This window comes from Bradyrhizobium sp. DOA9, assembly GCF_000617845.2.
GTDB lineage: Bacteria > Pseudomonadota > Alphaproteobacteria > Rhizobiales > Xanthobacteraceae > Bradyrhizobium.
In genome coordinates this window covers 3,766,281-3,777,281 of the sequence record NZ_DF820425.1, presented here as the reverse complement: position 1 = coordinate 3,777,281, position 11,001 = coordinate 3,766,281, and the positions used below count along the sequence as shown (strand labels likewise).

Genomic DNA, 11,001 nt, shown 5'->3' with positions numbered 1-11,001 from the left:
ATCCAGGAGGACGACCATGTCTGGACTGCACCATGTCACCGCGATTGCCGGCGACCCCATCCGCAATTTCGGCTTCTACACGCGGGATCTCGGCCTGCGCTTCGTCAAGAAGACGGTCAATTTCGACGATCCCGGCACCTACCACTTCTATTACGGCGACGAGACCGGCCGCCCCGGCACCATCCTGACCTTCTTTCCCTGGGCCGGCGTCCCGGCCGGGCGCCGCGGCGTCGGCGAGACCCATCAGACCGCCTTCCGCGTGCCGCAGCGCTCGCTCGGCTACTGGACGCAGCGCTTCACCGAGAAGGGCATCGCGTATGAGGCGCTGGAGAAGCGTTTTGGCGAGTCCGTGCTGCCGTTCACCGATCCCGATGGCATGGCGCTCGCGCTGGTCGGGATATCAGGCGCCGAGAACGAGCCGGGCTGGAGCAATGGCGACGTGCCGGCCGAGCACGCGATCCGCGGCTTCCACGGCGTCACCCTGCTGCTCGACAGCGCGGCGAAGACGGCTTCCGTCCTCACCGACGTGTTCGGCTTCAAGGAGACCGGGCGCGAGGGCTCGGTGATCCGCTTCAAGGCGCCGGGCGATGCCGAAGGCAGCGTCGTCGACATCTACGAGGCCAAGGGTTTTCTGCGCGGGCACCAGGGCGGCGGCTCCGTCCACCACATCGCCTTCCGCGCGGCCGACGATGCCGAGCAGGGCCAGATGGCGCAAAAGCTCGTCAGCAATCACGGCCTGCACCCGACCGAGCAGAGGGACCGCAACTACTTCCGCTCGATCTACTTCCGCGAGCCCGGCGGCGTGCTGTTCGAGATCGCGACCGACATCCCGGGCTTTGCCGTCGACGAGCCCGTGGCAAGCCTCGGCCGCGACCTGAAGCTGCCTGCTTTCCTCGAACAGCATCGCAAGCAGATCGAGGGCGTTCTGCCGAGCCTGGAAGAGACCGCGTCATGACCGAGACTGCATTCATCCATCGTTTCGAGCCCGCAGGCGATGCGGGCTCTCCACCTCTGCTGCTGTTGCACGGCACCGGCGGTGACGAGAACGATCTGCTCGGGCTCGGCCAGATGATCTCGCCCGGCTCCGCCCTGCTATCGCCGCGCGGCCGCGTGCTCGAGCACGGCATGCCGCGCTTCTTCCGCCGTCTCGCCGAGGGCGTGTTCGACGAGGACGACGTACGCCGCCGCGCGCACGAACTCGGCGAGTTCGTCACGGAGGCGCGGCAACGCTACGGCCTCGCCGCACCGATCGCGGTCGGCTTCTCCAACGGCGCCAACATCGCGGCCGCGCTGTTGCTGCTGCAGCCGGAGGCGCTTGCCGGAGCGATCCTGCTGCGCGCGATGGTGCCGTTGTCGGATCCGCCCAATGCTGACCTCGGCGGCAAGCCGATAATGCTGCTCTCGGGGCAGGCTGATCCAATCGTCCCGGCGAGCAATTCGGCCCGGCTCGCCGCGCTGCTGTTGCAAGCAGGTGCCAGCGTCACCCACAAGGTGCTGCCGGCAGGACATCAATTGTCGCAGGCCGACGTGGCGCTGGCCCGCGACTGGATCAGCAGCGTCGAGGCCAAAGCGGCATGATCAAGCGGCGGCGCATCGTTAGACCGATTCGCCGCTGCCATCATTCGAACCAGCCGCGGCGCTTGAACCAGATCAGCGGCAGCACGCCGCTGGCGATGACCGCGAGCCAGGCCAGCGGATAGCCGAAGCTCCAGTCCAGCTCGGGCATATGCTTGAAGTTCATGCCCCAGATGCCGACCATGATCGTCGGCGGCACGCCGACGACCGACACGATCGTCAGGATCTTGAACAGCTCGTTCTGCTGGATGTTGATGAAGCCGAGCACGGCATCGAGCAGCAGCTGGATCTTGTCCGACAGTCGCGTCTCGTAATCGCTGAGCGAGACGACGTCCTTGGACACGGCCTCCAGGCGCTTCTTCGACGACGCCGTGATCCACTCGCTGCCGACATCGCCGGCAAACGCGGCGATGCGGCCCACCCCGAGCAAGACATCGCGCGCCTTGGCGAGCCGGTCGGCCAGTTCGCCGACATTCTCCAGCGCCTCCCGCATCCTGCGGCTGGAGCGCACCGGGCGTTGGGTGCGCACCAGCCCGCCCCTGAAGACACCCCGCGAGAGCTGATCGACCTTGGCGCCGAGATGCTCCAGGACATCGGCGCCGCGATCGATCATGGCCTCGAGCAGGCTCACGAACACGCACATGCCGTTCTCCAGGCTGTCATCGGAGCCGATGCGCTTGCCGATGTCGTCGAAAATCGGCAGCTCGGCAAAACGCACCGTCACCAGCACGTGCGGGCCGATGACGAAGCCCACCGGCGTGATCTCGGCCTCGTTGGCCTCGGTGACCCTGACCGCGGGCGAGCTGAGATAGAGCGTGCCGCGGTCGAAGATCAGGCGGCTCGACGCCTCGATCTCGCTCAGCGAGTCTTCCGAGGGAATGCGGATGCCGAGCAGCCGCTCCACGAACTGCTTTTCCTCGTCGGTGCCGTTCAAAAGATCGGCCCAGATGATCTCCGAGGGCATTTCCGCGCCGATGCCGTGCCAGTCGTCGGACGGCCACCTGTAAAGTCTGAGCAAGAACCGAACTCCGTGGCAGCATCGTCAAGCTGGATCGCGCATGGCCGTCATCCGCCGACTAACGCATGAGAGTTCCAAACGTTCAAGACCTCTCAGTGACAGCAATATTCACGCCCTCCTCGCCGATGCTTCCATGGGACATCGAAAGATACCGATCGGAACGCGGCCGGACGATACACGTTGACGGACGCGCGGGTGATCCGTGGATACGCGTAGTGCATCCCGACATGACGACATTTCTGGGTGTTGAGGCCTGCGACTTGACCGCCGCACTGCCGGCGGCCGACGCGATCCTGTTCGGCGCGTCGGATGCCACCCCGTACCTTGCAGGTCAGACCAGCCATGCCGCAAAAGCGCCGGAGGTCATCCGTCGCGCGCTGCGTCACTATGAGAGCGATCTCACCCGTTGGGATTTCGACCAGGACGCCGAGTTGCTCGATCCGGGCAAAACGAGGGTCTTGGACGGCGGAAACGTGCCCACCGACCCAACGACGCCGGAGACCAACCGCGATGCGATCAGGGCAGCCACGCAAGCCGTCCTTTCCGTTGGCGCCGTTCCGATCCTCCTGGGCGGCGATGATTCCGTCCCGATCCCTTTCTTCGAGGCGTTCCAGGACAGCAGGGGGCTGACCATCCTGCAGATCGACGCCCATCTTGATTGGCGTGATCAGCGCAACGGATCGGGCTATACCTTCTCCAGCACGATGCGGCGCGCCAGCGAATTGCCCTGGGTCAAGCGCATCGTGCAGGTCGGCTTGCGCGGCATCGGCGGCTCCGGTCGTGCCGAATTCGACGATGCAAAGGCGTGGGGCGCGAAGATCTTCACGGCAAGACATGTCCAGCATCACGGGATCGCAAGCGTGCTCGAGGCGATCGAGGGTGGCGGCGAGTGCCTGATCACCATCGACTGCGATGGTCTCGATCCATCGGTCGTCCCGGGCGTGCTCGTCCCACAACCCGGCGGCCTGTCTTATTTCGACGTGGTCGACCTCATACGGGGTGTCGCGGCGAAGTCCAGAATAGTCGGCCTCGACATCGTCGAATACGTTCCCGAGCGCGATGTGCAGAATCTGGGGGCGATTGCGGTCGCGCGGATCATCTGCAATGCGTTGGGTTGCGTTCGAGGACGAAAGGGTAGCTGACGACTAGGATATACTCGCCAGAACGATTTCCCGGAGCACGCGCGTCGGCGGAATCCACTGATCTTCGGTGCCGTAGTTTCCGGCCGTCAAAGCGATGACGAGCTGCAACGCCGGAATGATGAACAGGCGTTGCCCGCCCTCTCCCTGTGCCATCCACATGCGCTCCAGGCGGCCGGACGCCCACCCCTTCGGTTTCCCGAAAGCCACATCGAGAAGAAACCATTGATAGCCGTAGCGGCGAAGCTCGTCTGAACTGACGACCGGCGTCGTGCAACGTGTGATCCACGCTGCGGGAACGATCTGACGGCCGTCGAGCTGACCACCTGACAGCATCAACATCCCGATCCGAGAGAAATCGCGAACCGACATTCGGGCGCCTGACGCAGCGAATGGCTCGCCGTCAGGCCCTGCGGCCCATTGCGTCGGTCCCATGCCGAGCGGATCGAAGAGTGACTCGCGCGCGAAGTCGTGCAGCGACTTCCCTGCCCCTTTTGCGATCAAGCGGGCGAGCAGCGCGGTCGCTCCGCCGCAATAAGAACCAGGCGTATCGACGATCGGACGCTCCAATATGTAGCGATAACGGTCGGGAGCGGCGTCCATTGCGGTTTCGCTGTTGCGAGGATCGGCATAAGGCAAGCTGCTCTCGTCCCAATCCGTTCCCATGGTCATTGACAGCGCATGATGGACGGTCAGGCCGGAGCGCTTCTCGTCGGCAAGATCGCGATACTCCGGGAATCCGGAAAGCAGGCTCTCTTCCGGAGCCGGCACCTTCCCTTGCTGAAGCGCAATGCCATAGAGCAAGGCCACGATGCTCTTCGAGCAAGATCGCAAATCATGGGGCGTCTCCGCCGAAAACTTCACCGTCCCGAGATCGCCAACCCCTCTCTGGCGATCTTGTCCCTCGAAATAGCGCTCGACGATCGGCTTTCCGTTCTGGAGGACGAGAAGACCGTGAATATTCCACACGCGCCGCTCGGCGACGGCCTGATCAAGTCGTCGGACCACGTCGTTTGCGAATTGGCCGGAAGGCAACGTGGGCTGTTGCTGCCCCGAGGCCGACCGCAGCGGCAGTGCCACGGTCGCAGCTCCGATTGCTGAAAGTATCTGGCGACGATTTGGCAAGCCGCAGCGCCCTCATCCTGGGGAGGTATCGCCTTATACTATAACCTTGAGGTGAATGACAGCTCAGGGGCCAATCGTCGTCTCAGGTCCACCATCCGTCACCGGGATAGGCAACATGATCCGCGGAAGAGATTTCCATCCCCACGCCCTTACGAAGACGGCTGGCGTAGAATGCGAGAGGCGTTCCCTCATTGTGCCGGCACCAGCGCACCTCGCCGATGAAGAGCGTGTGGTCGGCGACATCGATCGCTTGGACCACCTCGCAGGCGAACTGCGCGATGGCCTGCGGGAGCACGAAAAATCCTTCGCGCGAGACGAGCGGCGGAGCGTCGCGCAACAAAGGCCTTCCAGCAAAGTGCGCGCTGAGCGCAGCGTCGTCCGCATGCAGCACATTGACCGAATAGATGCCGGACCTGGCCACGGCCTGCCACGTCCGCCCGCGCGTGAGAGAGACAAGCACGGTTGGCGGTTTCGCCGAAATGGTCGTGAAGCTGTTGGCGGTCATGCCGATCGGCGCGCCATCCTGGTCGCCGGTCGCGACGACCGTAATGCCCGTCGCGAATCGCGAGGCGGCTGCCCGAAAACCGGCCGGTTCGGCAACATGGCCCATTACGCGCCTTCGACCTTGAAATGGCACAGTGTCGCGCCCTTGGGCGAATAGTTCGGCACGTCGGCCGCGACCTTCCGGCCGACCTCCGAACCGAGCGCCGCCTCCATCGCAGCAGCGTCGGAAAAGAATCCCTGGAAGATGCAGAAAGGCGCCTCCCCCGGTCCGAGTTGACGGGGGAAAGCGTAGTTGTGACGCACCAGACCGGGCAGTGTCGCTGCCAGGGGCACGTGCTTTTCGACGTAGTAGGCCTTGAAGGCCGATGGATCGTCGGGCCTCGGGTAAAGAACGGTCAGGCAGTGCATGGGTATTCCTCTCGGACATGGGCCGTCGTCAGGCGGCGATCCTGCCGCTTCTATCGATCCAGGCGTGGATGCGCTTGTCGCTCGCCAGGCGATCCCATTGGCGCTCCGGATAATTGAAGTTCTCGGTGAACTCGTCGCAAAGCTCCCGGTTCTGCGACATGGCGAAAATGAGCCGGCCCATGGCCTCCGATGGCGGCTGCAGCATCATGTTGGTCCAGCGCGCCGCGGCCAGCACGCGGTTCTCGCGCGCGCGGTCGACGTTCTCGACGAAGCGCGCGTCGAATGCCACGGCCTCGACGATCGCCTTGCCGAGCTCGAAGGCCGCATAGGAGGCCATGTTGGCGCCCTGGCCCATCAAGGGATCGACGACGGAGTGAACGTCTCCCAGGGCAATGGCGAGCTTGTCGCCGTCGAAAGCCACCCAGGATTGCCGCACCGTCGGCACCACCGCGCCTTGCAGCAGGTCGAGCGGCTGGGCCAGCCCGAAGCGGTGCGTGTCGATCCGGTCGTAGGTGTGCGGATGATGCTTTTCCAGCTTGTCCAGAAGGGTCTGGCGGAATGCTGCGGGGTCGGCATCGTAGCTGAGCGAGACCAGGTCGGCCATGTCGCCGCCGGGAATGTTTTCCATCAACAGCGCCGTTTTCATGCCGCCGAAAGTCAGCGTGGGAATGACGATCATCTCGCCATGGCCGGGCGAGACCGAGAGGGTGACGCCGCGCGGATCGTCGCCGTCCGGGCTGCCGTGATCGACGCCGTCGTACAGGCCGACGCAAAGCAGGCGCTGCGGCCGACTGTACGGAGAGAGTTCGGGCCGGTGCGCGAACATGCGCCCGAGGGCGCCTTTGCCGGTGGAGACGACGAGAAGGTCGAAGCGCGAGACCAGCGCGGGGATGTCGTCATCCTGAATGCTGGCATATTCGATCAGGCCGCCACGATCCTCGAAGTCCTTCATCAGGGCCGGCAGGTAGATCCGATAGTCCACCGCGCGGCTCGGCCGCTGAAATGCACCGCGGAACAGGAGCCCGCCGTCGGGGAAATTGAAGTAATGATCGTGGTGGTGATAGACCAGTTGGGGATCGTCCCAGTGGTTCACGCCGAGCTCGTTCTCGCGCGCAATGGTGACGCTGTGATGCGCGACGGTGTTCATCAGCCGTGTCGCCGCATATTGCTCCGGGGCGCGATCCGTCAGCACGGTTGCCGCGATGCCCTGCTTCTGCAGGTAGAGTGCCAGATGCAGGCCGCCGATGCCGGCCCCGAGAATGCCGATCGATTTGCTCATTCGTGTCCTCCCCTGAACACAGGAAGGCTAGACCGGTCCAGACATGCCGTATATGGAATGGTCAGAATAATATAAATTCCGGCGAGGAATGAATGGACCGGATCGAGGCGCTGCAGACCTTCATCCGGGTGATGGAGGCAGGGAGTTTCACCCAGGCCGCCGACGACCTCGGTTTGGGGCAGCCGGCGATCAGCAAGCGGATCGCGCTGCTGGAGGCCGAGTTTCGCTGCCGGCTGTTCGTGCGCACCACGCGCAAGCTGCGGCCGACCCCGGAAGCCGACCGCGTCTTGAAATACGCCAAGGACATCGTCGCGCTGCTCGAGAGCGCCGGCGCGCCGACGCAGAGCCGGATCGGCAATCCGTCGGGGACCTTACGGATGACGGTGCCGACGTCGTTCGGCCGCTTCTTCTTCCGTGAGATCTTCGCCGAATACACTCGTCGGTATCCCGACGTCCGGCTGGACGTCAGTTTTACCGAACAGTTCGTCGACCTCATCGAAACCGGGACCGAGCTTGCGATCCGGATCGGCAGCCTCAATTCGAGTTCGCTCGTGGCGCGGCGGGTGGGCACCATCAAACGGCTGCTGGTGGCGGCGCCCGCGCTGCTTGCGCGTCATCAGGTACCCTCGCTGCCGGATCATCTGCGCCGCATGCCCTGCGTCACCTACTCACGCCTGTCGCAGAAGAATCAGTGGACGTTCGAATCCGAAACCGGCCGTTACGTCGTGGACATCGTCCCGGCGATGACCTGCGACGATGCGGACGTGATGACGCTGGCTGCGTTAGAGGGAATAGGCGTCGCCGTGCTGCCTACCTGGTGTACCACCGAGCACATCGCGGCCGGCCGTCTCGTCCATGTGCTGCCCGACTTCGTCGTGCCGCCGCTGCCCATGCACGTCGTCTATCCCGACCCGCAATGGATGTCACACCGGGCGCGACTGTTCCGCGACCTGATCATCGAACGTGCGGACGTCTTTGCGCTCGCCTGATCGCTGCCGAAACGGTGATCTCGCCCCCTCGGCAGCGACGGAGACTGGTTCGTTCCGTTGAGCGTTCGACGTCTGCAAAGGGATCACAAGCGGCAGTCGAGGTGAGTACGGCTCCGCGTCCGGTCTACCCCTGAGAGCCAACATTGCGATGGCCTCAGCGTTGTTCGGCTCGGGGCCAACCGCCGACTACGCCGCAGGCGCGTCAAGGCCGTGTGGCAACATAACCTGTATAACGTTCTGCCCTTCCGGGGGATGGCGCGAGATGTGCCCTTTCCCGTGCACATCTTCGACCAGAACGGCCTTTCCAGCCGAGACACGCCTAATTTCTCCGTCACTCGTTTCAAACTCGACCTCTCCATCCAGCCAAATGGCCAGGAGCCGCCCTGGCGGATTATGAAAGTCCGCCTCCTGCGCCCCGGCAGGGATATGAACAAAACGAACTCGCGAAGCGTCGTAGAAAGCGGAACGTGAGGATTCATAGTTGGCGGCAGGCGCGTCATTTGGAAACGACCGCGTTAGCGTCGTGGGGATATCAACTTCCCCAAAATGTGATTCACCGTCTGGAGTTGCATATATGCGTAGGCACTTCATCGCTGCCTCCAATCGCTTCACCTAGCTTAGTTCATAGCGTTTCCCGTGTGCGACAATTGTCGGCCTCGGGTCAAAAGTCGCCAATTCTCCCAGCGGTCGGCCGATTCCGGTTTAGCCTCGTTTGCGGACAACTCGTCGGTGCGCCCGAACGGAAGCGATGGTCCAGAAGCGGACAAGATTCGCCAAAGTAGCCGAGCACGAATAGGTGTGGACGTTACAATGGACAAACCACTTTCAGATCTCTTCGACAAGGTGATCAGTGGGCCTCCGGCACACGAGGCGCAACTTCGCCGATCGGCCACTTCAAGACATCGCCCGCTCGGCATAGAGAGAATTATCGTCCACCCGGAGAACAGCAAGTGGCCCGAATAGCAGCCTTCGTACGGATCGTAGCGACCTCCACAATCATTGTAGTCGCCACTCCACTCCGGGCTCAAGCAACAGCGGAAGCGTCAGCGTGCGGATACCTCGCTGGCCTAATCGATAAGACGTCGCCGTCTGGGCCACTGTTCCTGCCGAGCTATCCGACCGTCGAATCAGGACCTCTCCACGGCGCCGCCTACCTCTATGACAATGCGGTCGCCGTCATCGCATTGGTCGGTTGCGGCGAACGAGACAAAGCGTCTCGAATTGGCTCGGCGATTCTCTGGGCCGTCGGTAACGACCGCACCTGGCATGATGGCCGCCTCAGGAACGCTTACGCGGCGGGTGTGGTGAACGGCCCCGTCAAACTTCCAGGGTGGTGGGACAATACTCAGAACAAATGGCTGGAGGATCGATATCAGGTGGGCAGCGATGTTGGCAACATGGCATGGGCCATTCTGGCGTTGCTGTCGATCGATGACGTGAACACCGGCTCTCCGTTCCGCGATGGTGCAGCGCGGCTTGGCGCCTGGGTCGCGCAATGGGCCGATACGCGCGGCACTGGCGGTTTCACGGGTGGTACGTTTGGGCACGAGCCGGCGCCGGACGTGCGGACCTGGAAATCGACTGAACATAATACTGACCTCGCCGCCGCGTTTGGCCTTCTTGCGATCCGTACAGGCGATTCACGCTGGCGCGACGAGGCAATTATTGCCGAGTACTTCGTAAACACGATGTGGAATCCGGGGTGCGCCTGTTTCGCCGCGGGGACCGCTGAAGACGGTGTCACGCATAATCCGACTTTGGCTCTGGATGCCCAGATCTGGCCTTTAACGGCGCTTCGCGGAGCGGCCGGGAAATTTGCATCGGCAATCACGACCGCCGAACGGCGAATGAGCGTCGGCGGAGGCTTTTCTTACGGTGAAGACCGGGACGGTGTGTGGACCGAAGGTACCGGCCAAATGGCTCTCTTGATGAAATTGCTCGGCAAGACTGAGAGGGCAGAATCGTTGATCGCTGTCATCAAATCCCAGAGGTCGCCCGATGGTGGGTTCTATGCCACGACTGTCAGCGCCTTACCGACGGGGTTCGTGCTGGACACCGACCCAACCAAGCCGCGAAACTATTTCCGATTGGCACATCTGGGCGCAGCTTCGTGGGCTGCCCTCGCGGAACGTGGGTTCAATCCCTTTACGATGACAAAAGGGCTTCCGTAGTTGGGCCGCAGTGCTTCGCGTCTCGGCCTTTTCGGTCTTCTTGATTTGGATAGTCACAAAGCGCCCTCCCCAGCGCAGGACGGCGCGTCCGCTGTATCGGTGAGAACAGACAGCGGATTTCTCAGCGCGTGCCACCGGAATCAACCGGCGCACGCACACTGGCCCGCGAGTACCTGCCCCCGCGTCGGCCTGCACGCGGTGTGCTTACTGCCCGGCCAATTGCTGCATGATCTGTTGAAACATTTGGGCGGGGTCATTTTGACCAGACCTTGCTTCGTCCTTCCTGCACACTCTCTCCAGTGCACCCTTGATGCCGCCGCTCACGCAGTCGAGTTCGCGCTCCCCCAGAAGGCCGTTCCCCGCATTGATTGCATCGGTCATCACATTTCTCCTTCAATCGGCGATCATCGAGGCCGATGCGACCACATTTGCATCACCCCTCTCGTCCGTACGTGACGGTAGTCACGAAGTAACGCGCTGATACTCGAACCCCTCCGCTTTGCGTAGCCACCAACGGGTGCTGAACCCAAACTCCAAAAGGACTAACCATGATTACCAAGACGCTGTTCGTCGGCCTTCTTACGGCCGGTTTTCTCTCCGCATCTTTCGCCGTTGATGCACAAGCAGAGCCACGTCACTCCCAGCAGGTGAAGAACGTCGGCACGACCCAGAATGGTGCCCGGGCGGGCTCCATGGATAGCTGGCCGCAGACGATGGACGAACTGACCAACGCCTACAATTGTGGACCGTATGCGGACAAAGAGTCGGCCAAGAAGTGCAAGAAGTGAGCGCT

12 protein-coding genes are annotated in these 11,001 nt (G+C 62.8%); 6 read left to right on the top strand and 6 right to left on the bottom strand.

The genetic code is table 11. The annotated features are described in order from the left end of the window. The first annotated feature begins 16 nt into the window (after positions 1-16). The gene (locus BDOA9_RS17530) at positions 17-955 is read left to right on the top strand and encodes a ring-cleaving dioxygenase (RefSeq protein WP_025035260.1); all 939 of its coding nucleotides are present in this window, start codon (positions 17-19) and stop codon (positions 953-955) included. After that, positions 952-1,578: an alpha/beta hydrolase gene (locus BDOA9_RS17525; protein ID WP_025035259.1), complete on the top strand. Its 627-nt coding sequence runs from the start codon at positions 952-954 to the stop codon at positions 1,576-1,578. Before BDOA9_RS17530 ends, BDOA9_RS17525 begins: the two co-directional genes overlap by 4 nt. Positions 1,579-1,618: 40 nt before the next feature. On the opposite strand, the gene BDOA9_RS17520 is transcribed toward BDOA9_RS17525, so the two are convergent. Next, positions 1,619-2,593 carry a magnesium transporter CorA family protein gene (locus tag BDOA9_RS17520; RefSeq protein WP_025035258.1) on the bottom strand — a complete coding sequence of 325 codons (975 nt, stop codon included), beginning with the start codon at positions 2,591-2,593 and terminating at the stop codon, positions 1,619-1,621. Positions 2,594-2,820: 227 nt separating this feature from the next. Between BDOA9_RS17520 and BDOA9_RS17515 the strand changes: the two genes are divergently transcribed. Then, positions 2,821-3,735 (top strand): arginase family protein, encoded by a 915-nt coding sequence (locus BDOA9_RS17515; protein WP_025035257.1) that lies wholly within the window; start codon positions 2,821-2,823, stop codon positions 3,733-3,735. A 3-nt stretch (positions 3,736-3,738) separates the two neighbouring features. On the opposite strand, the gene BDOA9_RS17510 is transcribed toward BDOA9_RS17515, so the two are convergent. The 4 genes from BDOA9_RS17510 to styA form a co-directional block, all read right to left on the bottom strand. Then, positions 3,739-4,812: a serine hydrolase domain-containing protein gene (locus tag BDOA9_RS17510; protein ID WP_025035256.1), complete on the bottom strand. Its 1,074-nt coding sequence runs from the start codon at positions 4,810-4,812 to the stop codon at positions 3,739-3,741. A gap of 127 nt (positions 4,813-4,939) precedes the next feature. Beyond that, positions 4,940-5,467, bottom strand: coding sequence for a flavin reductase family protein (locus tag BDOA9_RS17505; RefSeq protein ID WP_025035255.1), 528 nt, complete (start codon positions 5,465-5,467; stop codon positions 4,940-4,942). Further along, positions 5,467-5,769 carry an EthD family reductase gene (locus tag BDOA9_RS17500; protein WP_042336170.1) on the bottom strand — a complete coding sequence of 101 codons (303 nt, stop codon included), beginning with the start codon at positions 5,767-5,769 and terminating at the stop codon, positions 5,467-5,469. The genes BDOA9_RS17505 and BDOA9_RS17500 overlap by 1 nt, the downstream gene beginning before the upstream one ends. Before the next feature lie 28 nt (positions 5,770-5,797). Beyond that, positions 5,798-7,048 (bottom strand): styrene monooxygenase subunit StyA, encoded by a 1,251-nt coding sequence (gene styA, locus BDOA9_RS17495; protein WP_025035254.1) that lies wholly within the window; start codon positions 7,046-7,048, stop codon positions 5,798-5,800. A gap of 92 nt (positions 7,049-7,140) precedes the next feature. Here styA and BDOA9_RS17490 point away from each other — a divergent pair, with 92 nt between their 5' ends. Next, complete coding sequence (locus tag BDOA9_RS17490) at positions 7,141-8,037, top strand: LysR family transcriptional regulator (protein ID WP_025035253.1); 897 nt, start codon at positions 7,141-7,143, stop codon at positions 8,035-8,037. A gap of 950 nt (positions 8,038-8,987) precedes the next feature. After that, entirely contained in the window at positions 8,988-10,208 is a 1,221-nt protein-coding gene (locus tag BDOA9_RS17485; protein ID WP_244521487.1) for a hypothetical protein, read from the top strand. Between the two features lie 204 nt (positions 10,209-10,412). Here the strand turns inward: BDOA9_RS17485 and BDOA9_RS38865 are convergent, their stop codons facing one another. Then, positions 10,413-10,589, bottom strand: a complete 177-nt coding sequence (locus tag BDOA9_RS38865; protein WP_192859577.1) for a hypothetical protein — start codon at positions 10,587-10,589, stop codon at positions 10,413-10,415. A gap of 167 nt (positions 10,590-10,756) precedes the next feature. On the opposite strand from BDOA9_RS38865, the gene BDOA9_RS17480 reads away from it, so the two are divergent. Further along, positions 10,757-10,996, top strand: coding sequence for a hypothetical protein (locus BDOA9_RS17480; protein ID WP_025035251.1), 240 nt, complete (start codon positions 10,757-10,759; stop codon positions 10,994-10,996). The last annotated feature ends 5 nt before the right edge of the window (positions 10,997-11,001 follow it).

Coding starts and splice junctions, on each gene's coding strand:
- BDOA9_RS17530 (WP_025035260.1), top strand. CDS start 17: ATGTCTGGACTGCACCATGTCACCGCGATTGCCGGCGACCCCATCCGC.
- BDOA9_RS17525 (WP_025035259.1), top strand. CDS start 952: ATGACCGAGACTGCATTCATCCATCGTTTCGAGCCCGCAGGCGATGCG.
- BDOA9_RS17515 (WP_025035257.1), top strand. CDS start 2,821: ATGACGACATTTCTGGGTGTTGAGGCCTGCGACTTGACCGCCGCACTG.
- BDOA9_RS17505 (WP_025035255.1), bottom strand. CDS start 5,467: ATGGGCCATGTTGCCGAACCGGCCGGTTTTCGGGCAGCCGCCTCGCGA.
- BDOA9_RS17500 (WP_042336170.1), bottom strand. CDS start 5,769: ATGCACTGCCTGACCGTTCTTTACCCGAGGCCCGACGATCCATCGGCC.
- styA (WP_025035254.1), bottom strand. CDS start 7,048: ATGAGCAAATCGATCGGCATTCTCGGGGCCGGCATCGGCGGCCTGCAT.
- BDOA9_RS17490 (WP_025035253.1), top strand. CDS start 7,141: ATGGACCGGATCGAGGCGCTGCAGACCTTCATCCGGGTGATGGAGGCA.
- BDOA9_RS38865 (WP_192859577.1), bottom strand. CDS start 10,589: ATGACCGATGCAATCAATGCGGGGAACGGCCTTCTGGGGGAGCGCGAA.
- BDOA9_RS17480 (WP_025035251.1), top strand. CDS start 10,757: ATGATTACCAAGACGCTGTTCGTCGGCCTTCTTACGGCCGGTTTTCTC.